Here is an 18,253-nt window from a genome sequence, read left to right as displayed (position 1 = left end):
CACAATGAAAAAACTTTTATTCATCATATTACTGCTCAGCTCAATAAACCTGTTTGCACAGGACATTAAAATAACGGGCAACATTACCGATGCAGCTACAGGCAAACCTGTATCCGGCGCAAGTATCGCTGTTAAAGGAAAACTTACAGGCACCACTACTGATTCAAAGGGTAACTATACTTTAAATGCCAATAAATTGAAGCTGCCCTTTACTATCATTATATCGGCAGTAGGCTTTGAAGTGCAGGAAAGCCAGATAACATCTGCCAATAACAATATCAGCGTCAAGCTAATACAAAAGGCAATTGTGCTTAATGAGGTGGTATCATCGGCTACCCGTATCAACCAAAGCATTTTACAATCGCCGGTAAGTATCGAAAAAATGAGCCTTAAGGCCATTAAGGAAAACCCTTCATTCACATTTTACGATGGATTACAGAGCCTGAAAGGCCTCGAAGCCGTTACCAGCAGTTTAACCTACAAACAGATCAACACACGCGGCTTTAACAGCACAGGTAACAGCCGTTTTTTACAACTGGTTGATGGTGTGGATAATCAAACCCCCGGTTTAAACTTTTCGGTAGGTAACCTTTTTGGCGCTTCGGATATTGATATCGAAAGTGTGGAAGTTATTCCGGGCGCGGCTTCGGCATTGTATGGTCCGGTAGCTTTTAACGGCTTACTTTCGCTTAAAACCAAAGATCCGTTTAAATACCAGGGATTAACCGTACAGGTAAAAAGCGGTCTCAACCACTTTGGCGAATCGGTTGTTAAGCCGCAGGGCTTATATGACTTTGCAGCCCGTTATGCCAAAGCATTCAATGATAAATTCGCGTTTAAAATCAACGCCTCATACCTTACCGGGCGCGACTGGTATGCCGATAACTATACCGACGTAAGCGCATCAACTCCAGCCGCTCAGCGCGGCCCCAATAACCCTGGCCGCGATGCACTTAACATTTATGGAGATGAGGTTACAAAAACCTTACCGGGAATTGGCCTTGTTTCCAGAACTGGTTATGAAGAAAAAGACCTAATGAACTACAACGTTTACAGCCTTAAACTTAACGGCGCATTACAATACCGCTTCAACAATAATCTGGAGGCAATCTACCAATACAACTACGGTCGCGGTACTGCAAGCTATACAGGCAGCAGCCGTTTCGACCTGAATAACTTTGTTTTGCAAACACACAGGATTGAGTTAAAAGGCAGCAACTTCTTCGTTCGCGGCTACTCGGTTGAAGAAAATTCACACGACTCATACAATACCCGCTCACTGGCTCAGTTCATTAACCGCGATTGGGTAAAAGACCTTAATGGCAACACCGTAACACCTGATAAAGCCGATGATACCTGGTTTACCCGCTATGCCGCAGCATTTAACGGTTCGGTAAGTGGCGTTACACCAAACAGCAATTCCGCCGCAAGGACTTTTGCCGACCAGGGTCGCTTTTTACCGGGTACAACAGAATTTAACAATGCTAAGAATGCATCAATTCATAATTATGGATTAAGTGGCGCAGGTGTTTTCAGTAACAGTAAATTTTACCATGCCGAAGGCCAGTATGATTTTACCAGCGCCATAAAAGTGTTTGAGCTTTTGGCAGGCGGCAGTTTCCGCGATTACAGGATGTTTACCAATGGCAGTTTGTTTGATGATAAGGTAAATCGTGTAACCATTAAAGAGTACGGCTCATTTTTACAAGCCGGCAAAAAACTGTTTGATGACAACCTGAAACTAACAGCTTCTATCCGTTATGATAAAAACGAAAACTTTAAAGGCAGCTTCACTCCTCGTGTTTCGGCAGTTTATACGGTTGATAAAACCTCAAACTTCAGGGCATCATATCAAACCGGTTTCAGGAACCCAACCCCGGTTGATCAGTTTATCCACCTTAACGTAGGCCCTATCACTATTTTGGGTGGCGCGCCTAATAACAGCAAGGGCTTAAACGTTTATGAAAACTCGTTCACTTCATCATCGGTAAGTGCCTTTGGTGCAGCGTTTGGCAAAGCGGTACAAAGTGGGACACCATTTCCGCAAGCTATTGAACAAAATAAGAGCCTCCTACAAAAAGCAAGTGTAGCGTATATCAAACCAGAGCAACAGAAAGCGTTTGAGCTGGGCTACAAAGGCTTGATGATGGATAAATTATTGATTGATGTAAACTACTATTACAGCAGCTACACCAACTTTATCCTGAATACCGTGGTTATCCAGCCGAGCAACCCAATTCTTGGTTCTGATGGCCAGGTTACAACCGCTTCAGCAACTGACATTCCCAATGGTAAAGTACACGCGTTTCAGTTGTATACTAACGCACCTGATAAAGTATCGGCACAAGGAGCAAGCGCGGGGTTGACCTATCTGCTTAATGGCGGTTACGCTTTAGGTGGTAACGCAACTTTATCGGTGTTTAACCTTCGCAACGCTAATCCTAACAATATTGCGGCTTTCAATACACCAAAATGGAGCACTAACGCTACGTTTGGCAACAGCAACGTAATCAATGATTTCGGTTTTAACGCGGCATGGCACTGGCAAACTGCTTACGACTGGTATGGTACATTCAACGGCACCCGTCCGGGCCGTGTAGATGCCTATTCAGTTGTTGATCTGCAGTTCAGCAAAAAACTGCCAAAACTTAAATCAACCGTTAAACTGGGAGGCAGCAATATCTTCAACAACCGCATTTACCAATCGTATGGTTCGCCGGCAATTGGCGCCATTTATTATGTTTCAATAGTATTTGATGACCTTTTAAAATAGAACAACATGAGCACTTTAGCAATTGAAGAACAGCAGCTTGTAAAACCTCAAACAAACCTCAGTGCCGCCTATAGGGTGGTGCTGTTTGTGATCTGTTTTTTTAGTACTGCCCTGGGCGGTTCGGTTTCCACGCTGATGTCGGTTTACCTGCCTGTTGTGGTAAAGGATCTACAGGGTGCCGTTCCGGCCAATGAAATCAACGCCATCAGCGGGTATATCAATGCCATTTTTATATTCGGCTGGGCCTTTGGTGGGTTTACCTGGGGGGTAATCAGCGATAAAATGGGTCGGAAAAAAGCCCTGCTGCTCGCCATTGGCAGCTATGGCGTATTTACCATTTTAACCGGGTTAATGCCAACCTGGTGGGGCGTGCTGTGTTGCCGCTTTTTCAGCGGTTTTGGCGTAGGCGGCGTTTTGGTAACATCCATAACGCTGGTGAGCGAAGTCTGGCCGGCCAAAAGCAAAGCAGTGATCATAGGCATTCTTTCCATAGCTTTCCCGATAGGTATTTTCTCTGCAGGGCTAATCAACTTTATTGTATCATCATGGCGGTCGGGCTTTTTTGTCGGGGCGATCCCTCTTGCACTGGCATTGATAGGCGCTCTGGTTTTGAATGAATCTGAAAACTGGCTCAACTACCGTAACGATATCGTCAACCGCGAAAATCCCTTGAACAAGCTCCTCTCTAAAAGCCATCGCCGCGAGCTTATTGTTGGCTCCTTAACCTTCGGTACAATGCTGATAGGTTTATGGGCCATATTTTCGTGGCTACCTACCTGGGTGCAAAGCCTGATTACCGACCATGATGCCGCAAAAGAACGCGGCCTGAGCATGATGTGTATGGGTATGGGTGGGTTAACCGGTGGTTTCTTTTCAGGATGGCTTGTTAACCTGTTATCTATAAGGCGCTCCATGGTGATCTGTTTCGCGGTTTGCGCGGGTATGTCATTTATCCTGTTTAAAACCAATACCACGTTCAGTGCAGCAGTTTACATCGAGATCATCATACTGGCGCTATTTTTCGGGGCGAGCCAGGGCGTATTATCAGCCTATATTCCACAATTATTTTCAACCGGCATCAAAGCAACTGCAACTGGCTTTTGCTTCAACATCGGGCGAATATTTACAGCTACTGCGGTTTTATTTGTAGGGGTACTGGTATCAACCCTGGGTGGCTACGGTAACGCTTTATTCATCTTTTCACTGGTATTTATAATTGGCTTACTGGTAGTATTATTTGTACGGGAGAAAGCCGAAGGCGAGGAAAAAGCAAAAAGCTGAAGGCTTAAAGCCGAAAGCTTAGAAGAAAATTAAAAAAATCACTAATTCAATAACTCACTAATTCACTAATTAAAAATATGGCACACATCAATGTACCCGAAGGCGTTCCGGGCATCCGTTCGCTGGTAATGTTCAGGCCCGAAACCGGTCAGTATTTGTATGAACTGGCCGAAGTGTTATTACGCGGAGAATCAACCTTAAGTCCGGCCGACCGTGAGTTGATAGCCACTTATGTATCATATCGTAACAACTGCACATTTTGCTACAGCAGTCATGCCGCTGCCGCCCGTTGCCTTTATGAAGATGACGCCCTTATTGTTGACGAAGTGCTGCGCGATATGACCGAAGCCCCCATCAGCAACAAACTAAAAGCTTTGCTGAATATTGCCGGTAAAGTGCAGATATTAGGAAAAGAAGTAAAACAGGAAGACGTTGACGCCGCACACGCAGAAGGAGCTACCGACCGTGAGATCCACGACGCGGTATTGATAGCAGCTGCGTTCAGTATGTTTAACCGCTATGTTGACGGGCTTGCCAGCCTTACCCCTACCGATCCAGAAGCTTACGTCGAAATGGGAAAACGTATGGCTAAAGGTTACGTATTACCACAACCACAGCATTAATTTAACCTGACAGATATGGCACATATAGAATTAAATAACGATCTGCCCGGCATTCGTGGGTTGATGTTTTATAGTCCGGAAACAGAGGCCCCGTTGAATGCCCTTGCCGAGCAATTACTTCGTGATGATAACAATTCATTATCGCGTGGCGAAAGGGAGCTGATTGCAACCTATGTATCCTACCTTAACGATTGTTTTTTTGCCAGAATGTGCACGGCGCTGTAGCCGGGCACTACCTTGGCTGCAATATTGACGAGATAGATGCTATCAAAGCTAATTTTTCTACGGCTGATCTTTCACCAAAGATCAAAGCACTATTAGCTATTGCCGGCAGCGTACAAAAAGGTGGGAAACACGTAACCACCGATCAGATTGAGGCCGCCCGTGCAGAAGGCGCCGATGATAAGGAGATCCACGATACGGTATTGATTGCGGCTGCATTTTGTATGTTCAACCGCTATGTTGATGGATTGGGAACCTGGGCACCGCGAGACCGTCAGATCTATATCGACCGGGCACCTGAACGTGCCGAAGTTGGTTATATATCAAGCATTTTTAAAAAAGCTTAATACCTACTGCTTTATCACGCCCACAGCTCGGAGTTTTTAACTTCGGGCTGTTTTTTTGTTATTAAACGCTGCTCTATCCTTTGAATCGAATATACTATGAAGCTGTACCGCAAATCAGGATTAGCCTCATTTTTTTCTTATTCAGTTAATAAGTGATATAGAGTTTGAGTTGGATTTACTAACAAAGGGGGTTAACAGGGTTAACAGAATTCAGGGCTAACACTTACATATATATTTAACAATCAGATAATTAATCGTTTTTTATACAAAAAAAGTGTTACCCCCCTTTTGTATAATATTATCAGCTAATTTTCAATTCATCTAACTGTTTTTTTCGCGTATCCCTTGTCATCGACCGCAGGGAGAAATCTTATACACCCTGCTAAGCGGACTTTGCAAAACCGCTCAGCCGGGCTCATAAGATTTCTCTTTTGCCCCTATACTCATTCCCCCAAGCTCTATCGAAACGACAAAAAGCTTAAAAAAACTTCTATTTAAACACCACCCTGCTCCCCTCACTATGCGCATTAAACTCCGGCGCATACATGCATTGGATACTGGTAATCCCCGTTGAAAAATTGCCAGGCTGTGCTACCCGCAATTCATATTCAAATACGTAGCTGCCTTTGTTTAAATAACTAATGAAAAAGTTGGTTGCTACATCTTTAGATACCTGATAATATGATAAACCATCCTGGTATTTATATTCCGATAAAGCCGTTACAGGCTCCGTACCTGCCGGGCGAAGATCCTTAAGCTGCACATATTCATAATCACGACCGGCTTTTAAATACACCACCACTTTGAGCAAATCTCCGGTTTTAGGCTGATGCGCTACATCAACCTCCTGCAATACGGGGCCTGCATCTGTTTGCTTTTTGATGAAGTACTTACGCTCCAAATGGATATCCGTTTGCGACGGGTTGATCTTATCCATTTGCTCCAGGTACTGCCAGTACATAGCACCATAGCAGATGGATTTTCCGTTATTTTTGACCTCCACCTTGCCCAATGCTGGTTTTACCTGCTCATCAATCCAGCTGGTTTTTATGTAGCCTGTACCGGCATCAGCTTTAACATCCGGCTTTAATTTGGCGAGCGGTTTATTATCCAGCTTAATTTCAGATGCAGCGCCACCTTGCAGCCAGTCTTCCTGTTTTAATAGCAGTGCATACACTGCAGCGGCAGTCGCTTTGGTGGTTTTCCAGTTATTGGTTTGCTTTTTGCGCATAAGCCATATTTTCATTTCCTCAACCGCTTTCGCGTTATTACCAGCCTCAGTGAACAACTCTATCATTAAACTTTGCGTTTCAATTGGCGACTGGTGCCAGTAATAACCCACCATGTTTTTTCCCCAGTACATACCCATTCTCGTCCGAAGTTTGTGCCGTTTCCATCAACGATTTAATGATGGCCTTTGTAACCAATGGTTTGCCGTTACGCACCATGGTAAGGGCTATCATCCCCTGCTCATAAATGCTTCGCGTTACCCATTGATCTTCGGCTCGTTTCAGATAATTATTGAAGATAGATTTTAACGCCGGTTCCATTTGCTTATCAGTGTAGTAACTCCGCACGTACCACGCATGGGCTTCATCGTAACCAATCTCTCTTTTTTGATAGTCCTTTTGTTTCTTCTCTTCTTTATCCTGTTTTATCAGCCCGGCATCCATATACCCAAGCGCTTTGCCGGCAATCTCTTTTAATATTTTATTATCAGCTGTGGCTATCTTCAGATGATAAAGCTGTCCTATTCCTTCCAAAACATGGCGGGTGATGTAATCATCGGCATAATTGCCCCCAAACCAGGGGAAAGCGCCGTTCGGTAATTGCTTTTGTTTCAGTTTATCCAAGTTAGCCTTCATTTCGTAGCTCATTTTATTGAGATCAAAAAGCTGGGCTATCCTTTTCTTTTGCTCCGACTCGCTAAGGGCATCCTGCAGCCATGGTGTTTCTTCGAGCAGTGTGGTTTTTAATTCCTGGTTCTTTTCGAGATTGGAGAGCAATTCTTTACTGTCGCCACTTTTCCACTGATCAAATACCTGCTTGATCAGCGGCATTTTACTGATCAAATCTGTCGACAAGCTATTGGCATAATAACGGCTAAACAATTGTTCCGAACACTCATACGGAAACTCCATCATATAAGGAATGGCCTGCACAGCATTCCAGGCTGGATTTTGACTGTATTCCAGCGTGAGGGTTTTACTTTTTAACGTAGTGCTGCTGTTATTGATCAGCTTATCAAAGTTGAACGTTTTGCTTTGACCAGCCCGCACCATCATCGGCATACTTTCGGTAACCAACATGCGGTTTGGCAATACCGGGATAGTATTTTCTTCACCGTCGGTGTATTTACCCACGTCAGCTGTTAAACGATAAGTAAGTGCATCAAGCCCGGGCGGGATTACCAGTTTAAAAGAAATTGATTTAGTTGCCGAAGCGCCGATCTCAAACTTTTGTTGTGCATCATCTTTATTTGTTAATAGTTCTACAGGTTGCATATTAATGCCATTGAAGAGCCGTAACTCCACTTGTCCCTTTAATGGTTCTCCTTCGAGATTAGCTAACCGAGCGGAAACGACCACCGTATCACCTTCACGTAAAAAGCGGGGCATATTGGCGGTTATGCTCAATTGCTTTTGTGTAACCACTTCTGCCTCGGTATAGCCAAGCTGTAGCTGTTTATCATGTGCAAAAGCCCTGAACTTCCATTTGGTGAGTGCCTCGGGCATGGTGAACTCAATCAATACCTCTCCTTTTTCATCTGTACGGAGTTGCGGGTAAAAGAAAGCTGTTTCATTAAAGTTTTTGCGGGTGGCGATTGGTTTTAGGGAGCCATAACCTACAGATAATAGTTCTTTATCAAATTTCGGAACATTAGCCTGTATTTCCCGCAATGGTACGTTAGAAAAATAACCCATAGAACGGTTAACAACCTGCATGCCGGGTACTTTTCCCCGTAGCCCCCCACAATATTATTATCGTTTTCTACAAACCCCTTCATATCGCTATTACCTACCGGCTCATCTATGTTAATGTACTGGTTAGGCTCTCCCATTTGAGATTTCACACCGGGATCAGCAATACGCATATAATCTTTTCCGTTAATTCTTATTTTGTCTAATTTTTCTAAACTCATTCGTAAATAGCCGTTTACCGGAGGTGTCATATATTTTTCAACCAGGTATTTACCGGTAAATATTAATGTAGCATTTCGCGGTACTTTGATTTTGTAGAATCCTAATGAGTTTGATTGTGTGCTGATACTTGTACCTTTAATAGCGATTTTAACACCCGTTATGGGCAAATTGAACACATTAACAACCCTACCGCTTACTATCACGCCGTTTTTTACAAGTGCCGAATTTTTAAGATACAATCCCTCGAGCCGCTTATCTTTAGCCGATACTGTTTTATGTTGCTTTACCGATTCGATGTAGGTATTATAACCATAATTATCGCCGCCGAAATAATTATAGTCAAACCAATTAAGGGTTTCATAATCAAAACTTACTATGCGTGGACGATAATATTGGAGATTATTAAAAACATAGGTATCAGTAGCCTTTACAAATTCGTCGTAAGCCTGCCAGCTAAAATATTGGGGATCATTGCCACCGTAGACCGATAATTGTTTATTCCAGGTTTGAGATGTTGCAACATCGTCAAGCGAGGCATCATACATGCCGGCCAGCAATTCGGCCTGTTCTTTTTCTTTACCGGGTGCCGATACCTGTAATTTCCATTGCTCTTTTTCACCAGGCTGCAGCTTATTTCTGAAAGTAAGTAATCGAATATTCAGGGCCGAGGCAGTATCTTTTATTTTGATCTGCTTGTAATAACTATACCGACGGTTATCGTTCAGCATTAAAAACTGTACCGCGAAATTATTTTTAGCGGTTGCAGGTACAGCTATTTTTAAGCTTTGCTGATAATCTGCACCAACAGTAAGCCATTTTGCCGAAAGCATCTTGGCGCCCTCATATTGTTCAACAAGTATATTGCTTTCCCTCGTCACGCCCAGCCAAAACTCAGCCGTATCGTCGGCTTTTCCTACTTCATCATTGATAGTCGTTACCCAGCTATCCATATCGGGTGCTTTGGCCGGATCAGTATGAACTTTTATGTAATAGGTTTGCGATGTGGTGTCGCCATTATTGCTCCTGGCATTAATAATCAGCTCATAAACACCGGTTGGCTGCTTTTTTAACGCTGCCAGATCAAGCTGGCTATTGGTAGTGTCCGTAACCTTTACATCGGTTTCTATAACTGTTTTATTTACTTGCCAATTATCCTGTTTATCTTCCTGTTTATAGGCATAACCTTCAAACAGCCTTTTGTATTCATCGGCGCCCATCAGGTATTGATCGGGAGCGTCCCACAAACGCTTCTTAAATACCCCTCGGGTTGGTTTAGTGAATAAACCCTTACATTTAAAACGCCGTTTTGCGGCTGCCCATTTATGTTGCTAAGCTTTACGGGGATAGTGGTTTTATCTTTTGTCGACAATTGTTCAGGTACTGACAGATCCAGGTCAAGCACATTATTGCTCACCTTAACAACCGTATTGGCCGATTGGGTTTCGCCGCTTCCGTCGGTAACATCGGCAGTTACGGTATAATTAAACATATCCTGAAGTTGTCCGTTACCGGCAGAAGCCTTAAAGGTAAATTGGAAGTCACCATTATCATTCGTTCTAATAGTATCTGATGTTACTTCCACATTGTCATCCCCCGTAAAATTATCGCCCCTTACTTTTGCATAATAGGGCCGAAACGCTGCAACCCGTTTTACGTGATAGGCTACCTTAGCGCCTGAAAGGCCATATCCCGAAAACGCAGTAACTTTTCCGTTGATGTGAACGGAATCGTTAAATCGGTAAGTTTCTTTAACCGGCGAAAACGCTACCTGGAAGGTAGGCCGCTTATATTCCTCAACCCGAATCAAGGCCGATCCATGATCGGTAGTTACAGACATCATGCCGCCCAGCGCTTGCTGAGGTACAATAAACGAGCCGGTTACTGTGCCATACTCATTAGTTTTAAGATTAAGACTGCTTTGTTTTTGCCGGTTGGCATCAAATAAGGTAATTATAACCTGCTCATTAGGCACAATACTGCTTTTGTTATTCAAAGTGCTTATCTGCAAGCCCTTAAAATAAACGGTTTGGCCCGGACGATAGATCTGCCTGTCGGTAAATAAAATAGTACGTTCAATAGGCTGGGCGGCAGGTTGTTTTGTTTCGAGATAGCCCGATACATAGCTATTCTGATCAGCAAATTTATCGTTAGCTGTTGACAGGTTTACATTATAATAATCTCCTTTGCAGGTAAAGGTAAACACACCTTCAGCGTCCGAAACGCCATTGCTAATAGCGTTTCGTAATATTTTCCCTTTATCATTATAGGTATTGTATACATCAACTTTTACACCTTTTAAAGGCTTTCCACTATCACGGTCCAGCACCCTGACCTCCTTTACCCCATCCGGCCTTTGCCTGGTAACATAAGCTAAACCGCTTACCCTAAATTTTGCCATAGCCGCTAAAGGAGATTTGTTTAACAATGTATCATCAATCACAAGGATGTAATTACCGGCCTTAAGCGGGTTTATCTTAAATTCAGTGCTATGGCTCCGGTAATCATGCGGACCGGGTAACGAAAATCCGCCGGTTTCCACAGGTTTTAATTTACTTACAAAATTGTACAGCCGTTTTGAGATCATTAAATCCTGATCTTCGCTCTGTTTGCCATCTTTTTTTAACTGTTCAATTTGGACATCGGTAATACTGTAGATAGCAAATTTTGCCTCTTTAACATTTTTATATTGCCAGCTGGCCAGCAAAGGTTTGCCAGGGGCGTATACTTCTTCTATTTGGGCAGATAAATTTTCATTTTCTAATTCCCTGATGTAAGTCACCGCGTTTTTACCGCCAACACTGTTGGGAAATAATTCTGCAGCTTTTTTATAATAATTATGGGCAGTTACCAAACTGTCTATCCCGCTGTAGTAACTACCGATAAGCACCAATGCCTCGGCGCTTATCGGCTTAGCGGCGTAGCTTGTGGCTATTTGTTTTAAGGCTGTAAAGTATAATGAGTCCGCATTACTTAATGCAGACTTTTCATGCAGGAACTTCAGGCGCTGCAATTCAAGATCAGCAAGGGCTTCATCATTATTTTTATGCAAATGAAAGGCCGTTATCTGCTGCAGTAATTTAATACCCTTGTACCATGTCGAAGCGGTATCGGTAGTATGGATCTTTATCTCGACAAATGAACGGGCATCACCAAAAAAGGCCGGATCATTTACCGAAAAAGCCATTTTAGGTTTGATGACTTCCGGCTCATCAGCTAAAAAATTCGAATGCCCGTTGTGCCAACAGGTCATAAAGCGTAGGCCGCAGATAGCGGATACTTTTATCACCGTCTAAAACCCCGTCAAGCACACCAATTGGCGTGGACTGCTCTTCTTTTGCATCCATAAGCGAAAGCTGGTATTGCCTGGCTGTTTCAGAAATAATAGTTTGCAGGTCCCACTTGGTATAGTCGTCACTATGCTTTTCGAGGTGGCTGCGCTGGCTGTATTCGTATTGGTTTTCCCGGTAATAATTCCAATACATTTCGGCCAGCATTGATTGCAGCACCGGCTTTACGGGGAATTTCGCCTTATCAATATCAGCTTTTAAGCGGGCGATAATAGACACCAATGCTTCTTCCTCAATGTATGATTGAAAAGTCATTCTATAAATTACCGCGTGTACCTGCTGAGGGGCATTTTTTTCATCATGGGCCAGTTTGTCGAGTTTATCAACTTCCTTCAATGCTGATTTGGGCAAACCTACGGCTGCCAGTGAATCGATCCGGAAATTGAGCACGTCATATTTAGTTTGTGCCGATACCGGGTTAATCGAAATAATTAAGCTTAAGATAAGCAAGCAGGCAAGGGTTTTGGCAGGTTGTGGTAACATGCTGGATAATGGTTTTGGTTGATGTTTAAACGACGTACCAAGATATAAAATATCCATAGGTTAAAATTTAACGTTTTTTAACGGTTGATCAATCACTCTACCCTTAAGATGCAATGACAAACCTTTTTCCATAAATAGTTTTCAGACCTCATATACTGCCAATTGAAACAGCAATATTACTTTGTAAATTAATTTAAAAAGTTAATTTTAGTTATGCTAACCACCAATCATAAACCAATTAAAACCCTGCTGCTCACTGCATTTATCGGCCTGCAAAGCTTGCAAAGCAATGCCCAAACCAAAGCGGGTACAACCGAAATAACTAAATGGCAATACGGCAAAACCGGAGCTGTTTCCCTTACTTATGATGACGGCTCCATGAACCAGTTCAGAAAAGCCCTCCCTGTGATGGAACGCCTAAAAATGCCGGCCACATTTTTCATCATTACAGGTTCCATTCCCGGATCCAAATACCATGGGAGATTTATTGGTCGCCCGGTAAAAGAGATCATCAAAGAATCGGCAATCGTACCAACCAACGATCAGAACTTTTTGAGCGATGCTCGGCCACAGGGTATTTGGGTTATATGGGTACCATCGCTTCGCATACGCAGGCCGGAAGTTTGTACGATAGCGGTAAAAAGGAAAAAGCTTTTAAAGTGCTGGATGACATCTATGCCAAGGTCCGCAATGGCGAGTTGAAACCAGGTTATGAACCTAACGATGAGTTTAAACAATCCATAGGTTCAACCTGGGATGATTTCAGAAAAGATGCGGCTAAAGGTTACGAGTTTGCCAGTCATTCTATCACCCACCCCAGTATGCCCGGACTTGATGAGCCAAACCTGCTTTGGGAACTGGAAAAAAGTAAGGCCGATATCCTGGCCCAGCTTGGCCCTAAACATACCTTTTCGGCCGAGTGCCCGTACGGTTTTGAAAACGACCGGGTGATGAGCTACGCGCTTAAAATTTACCCGGCACTGCGTAATCGCATGCCCGAACCATGGTTAAAGGAAATTGATCGCGCCAGCAAACAAACACCCGGCTCAACAGATAAAGATTATATTCAATGGCAGCGCGGCGCAACTACAAAAACACCGCTACCTATGATGAAGCTTTGGGTTGATACTACGCTTAATCATACCAATACCTGGCTGGTACTTGTTTTCCATGGGATTGACGGCATGGGTTACGAAGCCTTGCCAAGCACTCTGCTCGATGAATATTTCCAATACATCAAAAGCAAAAACGATAAACTTTGGGTAGCCACCTTTGGCGACGTAACCCGCTACATGCGCGAGCGAGAGCACGGTAAAGCTGTGGCTTCGGTAAATGGCAACAGTATTCAGGTTAAGGTGAGCCATAACCTCGATGGTAAATTGTATTATTTGCCGGTGACGCTCAAAACCTATGTATCACCCAATTGGACAAGCACAACAGTTATCCAGGGCAAAAAAAGCAAAAAGATTAGTACAGCTAAAGATGACCAGGGCACTTACGTGTTATACCAGGCTCAACCAAATGAAGCGGTAGTAACGCTGAAGAAAGGATAATAATGTTGGATGGTTATTTCGTGCTGAAATAGCCAATGTGAAAGACAGCTTATTTCAGCACGAATAACTATTACTTTTAGAGTTTGTTTACTGGTAGAGACGCATCACATGCGTCTCACATATGACAAGCCGCTTCGTAATCATTAACTTCAAGAATTTGCATGCGGGAGACGCATGTGATGCGTCTCTACATTTTAAAACGCTGCTTAATTCAGCTGCAAAGTTTGCGGGCCAAACTCCTCAAAATGGATCAGCTGTTTATCGATCCCTTTTTTAACGAGCTCGCGGTAATGCAGTTCAATAAAGCCAGCCGGACCGCAAATGTAATATTCTGTATTAGGCTCAAATATCTCATCACCCAGTTGGCTCAGGTCAACCCAGCCTTCATATAAATCATCAGTCACCCCTTCTTCAATCTGGTTATAAAAAATGTGCTTTTTAACCTCTTCGTTTTTACCTTCCCAATGTTCAATAACTTCTTTAAAGGCATGTACATTTTTGTCGCGGCAACCGTGGACCCAGGTTTTTGGTCGTTTACTGCCGCTTTTAATCAGGCTTTCCATCATGCTCATTAATGGGGTTTGGCCAACGCCGCCGCTAATGAAAACTATTGGGTGGTCACCATCACCATTTAGTACAAAGCCACCTGCCGGTGCAGATACCTCGATGATATCACCTTCATTAACAAAATTATGCAGGCGGTTGCTGATCATGCCATCGGCAAGCAATTCAGTTCCAGCTTCGCGTTTAACCGAAATCCGGTAATACTCACCATTAGGCGCACTTGAAATACTGTACTGACGGGGTTGTAACAGGTTAAGCTCGGGCAAAAACAAACGCACGCTTAAAAACTGACCGGGCGTAAAATCCGGTACCGCTCCACCGTTCGCGGGATAAAGGTAAAAGGAAATGATCTCTGCCGATTCTTTTACTTTCTGTTTTACCACAAATGGTCTCCAGCCTGTCCAGCCACCTTTTTTAGCCACTTGTTTACTGTAAAGGTTTTGTTCATGGCCAGTCATAATAGCCGCCAGCTGATTGTAAGCAACAGTCCATGCTTCGAGCAGCTCGGGTGTAGCGGCATCGCCCAATACTTCGCTGATTGAGGCAATCAGGTGACCGCCAACAATAGCATAATGCTCGGGCCTAATATCAAGACTTGTATGTTTTTGACCAATGCCATCAAGCACGGGCATTAACACGCCCGGATTTTCTATATGCTCGGCATAAGCCAGTACAGCCATGGCAAGAGCGGTTTGTTGTTTGCTGTTTTGCTGATTGCCCATGTTAAACACATTTTTAAGTTCGGGGTTATGAGTAAACATCCGGTTGTAAAAATGAGTTGTTAATAATACTCCATGCTCTTTCAATACAGGCACTGTGGCTTTAACCAGCTCTTTTTGTTCTTTAGTAATCATCATTTTAACAGTATATATTTATAATTAATTGCTGTGCCTGTTTAACCCTGTATCAAAAGGCAAATACTATCCTCAAGGGCCAGCAGACTGTGCAGCACATTTATTGGTATTTCGAAATCAGTATCGCGCTTCAACTCAACCGAGCGTTCATGTTCTTTATACAACACGCTTCCTTCGGTTACTATCAGCGTGGCGGGTACAGCGGTTTTATGCTCCTTTAAAACCGTTCCTTTTTTAAGGCCGATTGCTATCACTTTATAGTGACTGCCTTGTTTTAGTATTTTAACTATCGGCCCTGTAGCCAAGGGCATTTGCCCCCGCACTTGTTCTATAATCATATCAATTAATGTAAATGTTATCAGCTTCAAGGTATTTGATCTTCGCGCCATTAGCCAATACAATCCAGGCCTTAAAATCATTGATTATTTTAAGCATATGCTGCTCGTTGGCAGGGATCAGAAAAGTTTCGCCTTTGCCAAGTTCATAGGTTTCGCCAGCGTAGATGAGCAGGGCGTTCCCCTCCTCTACAATCAGGCAGGCATCTGAAGTAGCTATGTGCCTTTTCATATTTGCACCTGCGGTAAGCTCAACCTTAACCACCTGGAAGTGTTCGTTTACTTCAAGTTGTTTCATAACATTTGATTTTTATATCTGGAAATATCGGCTACATAATAACTCTTCCTGATCCACCCTTCATATTGGCCAGCTTACTCATGAACATTACCGCCATTAAGCCCGCCCTGTTCTTGGCATCATCGGCCATAGGACCGGCAAAATGAGCATCAACAGTTTCTTTAAACAGATCCAGCCAGCGATCAAAATGAGCATTACCGATAGGTAGCGGCGCATGCCTCGCAAAAGGATTACCTTTAAACCCCGGAACACCAAACAAAGCGGCATTCCAGAAGGCGTACATTTTATCAAGGTGCGGCTGCCAGTCGTTTTTTATAACTTCGGCAAAAATGGGGCCCAATAGTTCATCGAGACGCACCCTGGTGTAAAATTCATCAACCAGTATCTTAATTGATGTTAGGTCTTCTATATCGTTCATTAGTTGTTTATTTGTTGAAATACACGCTATTTAGCAGTAACCATCACAATTATTATTCCATTGAGCCTAACCACCTTGCCAGTGTAAACCGGTCTAAGAATAGCGCGTAAAAAGACCATTTAGTGTATTTCAACCGGCTATTCGCGACAAGTTGCAGAGCCCAGACTTATGAAGTTTTTGAAATTTCGTAAGTCTTCCTACTTTTCATATCACCTCAAAGCTCATCGGATTTCTTTGAGGTATTAATTTGGTTTTTATATAATATATTAATACCTTTTTATCCTTTAGTTAGTTATTTCAACACCAGATTTTATTTAATTTACTAAATTTGATGCTTTGACCGCGCCTTAAGTCTTTCGGGCGGGCGATTTATTTTTTAGTACTACAATTCCCAGGTTCAAATCTTCATTGAACTGGCTTATGGTGATAGATTCAAGCATGTTTTGTAAACGGTTCCTTACATCTAAAAAATCATGGTGTAAGGGACATGGATTTTTTGATGAACACTCTTTCAATCCTAAACCACAATCCCTGAATATGCCTCCGCCGTCAACTGCTTCTATTACATCTGATAGCGGGCGGGCCAGGCTTTGTGCATCAAGATAAAAACCGCCGTTGGGGCCTTTTACGGATTGAATGATACCTCTTCTGCTTAAATCCTGAAGTATTTTAGCCAGGAAATGCTCGGGCGAATCAATGTTTACGGCTATTTCCTTTATGCCAACCCTACTACCGTCGGCGGTGCGCTGGGCTATAAAAAATACCGCCCTTACCGCATACTCACATGTTTTTGAAAATATTCCCATTGCTTTATAAAGCAAAAGTAATTATTTAAATCAACAATAAAAGATATAAATATCTTTTATTGTTTCGTTTACTTAAACCTGACAGTTTATGCCATTAGTTTTATTGCTTCCTGGCTGGTGCTGTTAAATTTATTTTGCTGGTTAAGCGGCAAGCTAAAAGAAAATACAGCACCTCCATCCTTTCCGTTTTCGGCCTTCACTGTACCGCCATGTTTTTGGATAATGCTTTTCACAATATACAAACCCAGGCCTTTGCTGTTTTTTTGCCTCATCGATTTTTGATTGCACTGGTAAAACTTCTGGAACAGCGCCTGGCTGCTTTCCTCATTAATCCCTACCCCCTCATCATGCACCGATACTTCAACATCATTTTCGTTACAGTCTATATTAATGTTAATGTGTGAGCATGGCGGCGAAAATTTGGCAGCGTTGGTTAAATAATTGATCAGCACCTGGATAATCTTGTATTTATCTCCCCTAACCAAAATGCTATCGGCAGTGGGATATTTACAAAAGCGGTGCCCGGGATAAAGAATCCTCATTTCACCAAGCACTGTATCAACCAGGTCGTTAATATCAAACAGGCTATAATTGAGCTGTGCTGATCTGTCCTCGCCGGTTGATGGTGATAAATATTCATCAATCAACTTGGTCATCCCGTTAATATGCTGATCAACCATGTTCAGCAACCTCACTGGTTGTTTATTGATACTGAGTGCAAGATGGTTAATTAAAAACTGGGTATTGAGCTTTATAATAGTTAACGGCGCACGCAGTTCATGATTTAAAATAGCCATGCTCAGGCAGTCCTCGTTAACTTTCTGGGTAACATCTTCAATGGTACCAATCATTTGCTCGGCAGTACCCCACCGGCGTGAGTATAAAACACCTGTAAGCCGGATCCATTTTTCGGTACCGGATGGGGTTACAATTTGCACCTGCTTTTCAAATTTGGTTCCATTAAAGGAGGCAACCTTAAACTCATGGATAAGTCCGCTCAACTGCCCGGGTTTAACAAGCCCAAAAAGTTCTTCGATATTTTCATCATATCCCTTTGATAGCTCAAGCATCTTGCGCATTCGCGGGCAAAAGGATACCTTATTTGACCGGAGCTGGATTTTCCAATTGCCTATGTATGCTGCTCCTATGGGGTGTTCAGGCATTAGCCCCGTCCGGCTTTCCATATTTCTGATTTCCCTGTTCATT

General features: G+C 43.0%; 18 protein-coding genes. 7 read left to right on the top strand and 11 right to left on the bottom strand.

What is annotated here, in order from left to right:
• The first annotated feature begins 4 nt into the window (after positions 1-4).
• The 5 genes from ACRQ5D_RS17690 to ACRQ5D_RS17670 all read left to right on the top strand — a co-directional run bounded on the left by ACRQ5D_RS17690 (position 5) and on the right by ACRQ5D_RS17670 (position 5,246).
• Positions 5-2,773 (top strand): TonB-dependent receptor, encoded by a 2,769-nt coding sequence (locus tag ACRQ5D_RS17690; RefSeq protein ID WP_091163138.1) that lies wholly within the window; start codon positions 5-7, stop codon positions 2,771-2,773.
• A gap of 6 nt (positions 2,774-2,779) precedes the next feature.
• The gene (locus ACRQ5D_RS17685) at positions 2,780-4,054 is read left to right on the top strand and encodes an MFS transporter (protein WP_091163137.1); all 1,275 of its coding nucleotides are present in this window, start codon (positions 2,780-2,782) and stop codon (positions 4,052-4,054) included.
• Between the two features lie 77 nt (positions 4,055-4,131).
• Positions 4,132-4,677: a carboxymuconolactone decarboxylase family protein gene (locus ACRQ5D_RS17680; RefSeq protein ID WP_091163136.1), complete on the top strand. Its 546-nt coding sequence runs from the start codon at positions 4,132-4,134 to the stop codon at positions 4,675-4,677.
• 15 nt (positions 4,678-4,692) lie between these two features.
• A complete protein-coding gene (locus ACRQ5D_RS17675; RefSeq protein WP_432326089.1) occupies positions 4,693-4,902 on the top strand; it encodes a hypothetical protein in 210 nt (69 codons plus the stop codon).
• Positions 4,887-5,246, top strand: coding sequence for a carboxymuconolactone decarboxylase family protein (locus ACRQ5D_RS17670; protein ID WP_432326088.1), 360 nt, complete (start codon positions 4,887-4,889; stop codon positions 5,244-5,246). The genes ACRQ5D_RS17675 and ACRQ5D_RS17670 overlap by 16 nt, the downstream gene beginning before the upstream one ends.
• Positions 5,247-5,736: 490 nt before the next feature.
• Here ACRQ5D_RS17670 and ACRQ5D_RS17665 read toward each other — a convergent pair whose 3' ends face one another.
• The 5 genes from ACRQ5D_RS17665 to ACRQ5D_RS17645 are packed head-to-tail and all read right to left on the bottom strand — an operon-like array spanning position 5,737 to position 12,276.
• Positions 5,737-6,591 (bottom strand): hypothetical protein, encoded by an 855-nt coding sequence (locus tag ACRQ5D_RS17665; protein ID WP_432326087.1) that lies wholly within the window; start codon positions 6,589-6,591, stop codon positions 5,737-5,739.
• Entirely contained in the window at positions 6,557-8,170 is a 1,614-nt protein-coding gene (locus ACRQ5D_RS17660) for an alpha-2-macroglobulin family protein (RefSeq protein ID WP_432326086.1), read from the bottom strand. Before ACRQ5D_RS17660 ends, ACRQ5D_RS17665 begins: the two co-directional genes overlap by 35 nt.
• On the bottom strand, positions 8,092-9,606 hold the full coding sequence (locus ACRQ5D_RS17655) for a hypothetical protein (protein WP_432326084.1): 1,515 nt from the start codon (positions 9,604-9,606) through the stop codon (positions 8,092-8,094). The genes ACRQ5D_RS17660 and ACRQ5D_RS17655 overlap by 79 nt, the downstream gene beginning before the upstream one ends.
• Positions 9,606-11,639 (bottom strand): MG2 domain-containing protein, encoded by a 2,034-nt coding sequence (locus ACRQ5D_RS17650; RefSeq protein ID WP_432326082.1) that lies wholly within the window; start codon positions 11,637-11,639, stop codon positions 9,606-9,608. Before ACRQ5D_RS17650 ends, ACRQ5D_RS17655 begins: the two co-directional genes overlap by 1 nt.
• On the bottom strand, positions 11,599-12,276 hold the full coding sequence (locus tag ACRQ5D_RS17645; protein WP_431200090.1) for a hypothetical protein: 678 nt from the start codon (positions 12,274-12,276) through the stop codon (positions 11,599-11,601). The genes ACRQ5D_RS17650 and ACRQ5D_RS17645 overlap by 41 nt, the downstream gene beginning before the upstream one ends.
• A gap of 156 nt (positions 12,277-12,432) precedes the next feature.
• Here ACRQ5D_RS17645 and ACRQ5D_RS17640 point away from each other — a divergent pair, with 156 nt between their 5' ends.
• Both ACRQ5D_RS17640 and ACRQ5D_RS17635 read left to right on the top strand, forming a co-directional pair.
• Positions 12,433-12,921, top strand: a complete 489-nt coding sequence (locus ACRQ5D_RS17640) for a polysaccharide deacetylase family protein (RefSeq protein ID WP_432326079.1) — start codon at positions 12,433-12,435, stop codon at positions 12,919-12,921.
• Positions 12,807-13,772 carry a polysaccharide deacetylase family protein gene (locus ACRQ5D_RS17635; RefSeq protein WP_432326077.1) on the top strand — a complete coding sequence of 322 codons (966 nt, stop codon included), beginning with the start codon at positions 12,807-12,809 and terminating at the stop codon, positions 13,770-13,772. The genes ACRQ5D_RS17640 and ACRQ5D_RS17635 overlap by 115 nt, the downstream gene beginning before the upstream one ends.
• 206 nt (positions 13,773-13,978) lie before the next feature.
• Here the strand turns inward: ACRQ5D_RS17635 and hmpA are convergent, their stop codons facing one another.
• The 6 genes from hmpA to ACRQ5D_RS17605 form a co-directional block, all read right to left on the bottom strand.
• Positions 13,979-15,193, bottom strand: coding sequence for an NO-inducible flavohemoprotein (gene hmpA / locus ACRQ5D_RS17630; protein WP_256337342.1), 1,215 nt, complete (start codon positions 15,191-15,193; stop codon positions 13,979-13,981).
• Positions 15,194-15,231: 38 nt separating this feature from the next.
• Positions 15,232-15,528, bottom strand: a complete 297-nt coding sequence (locus tag ACRQ5D_RS17625) for a hypothetical protein (protein ID WP_091163132.1) — start codon at positions 15,526-15,528, stop codon at positions 15,232-15,234.
• A gap of 1 nt (position 15,529) precedes the next feature.
• Positions 15,530-15,823 (bottom strand): cupin domain-containing protein, encoded by a 294-nt coding sequence (locus tag ACRQ5D_RS17620; protein WP_091163131.1) that lies wholly within the window; start codon positions 15,821-15,823, stop codon positions 15,530-15,532.
• A 31-nt stretch (positions 15,824-15,854) separates the two neighbouring features.
• A complete protein-coding gene (locus ACRQ5D_RS17615) occupies positions 15,855-16,241 on the bottom strand; it encodes a group III truncated hemoglobin (protein ID WP_091163130.1) in 387 nt (128 codons plus the stop codon).
• Between the two features lie 347 nt (positions 16,242-16,588).
• Entirely contained in the window at positions 16,589-17,047 is a 459-nt protein-coding gene (locus tag ACRQ5D_RS17610; RefSeq protein ID WP_432326075.1) for an RrF2 family transcriptional regulator, read from the bottom strand.
• Between the two features lie 86 nt (positions 17,048-17,133).
• Positions 17,134-18,252, bottom strand: a complete 1,119-nt coding sequence (locus ACRQ5D_RS17605) for a PAS domain-containing sensor histidine kinase (protein WP_091163128.1) — start codon at positions 18,250-18,252, stop codon at positions 17,134-17,136.
• Position 18,253 lies beyond the last annotated feature (1 nt).

Source organism: Mucilaginibacter sp. P25, from assembly GCF_050859465.1.
GTDB lineage: Bacteria > Bacteroidota > Bacteroidia > Sphingobacteriales > Sphingobacteriaceae > Mucilaginibacter > Mucilaginibacter gossypii.
Note: the sequence above shows the minus strand (reverse complement) of the source record. Positions and strands in the feature narration are given on the sequence as shown.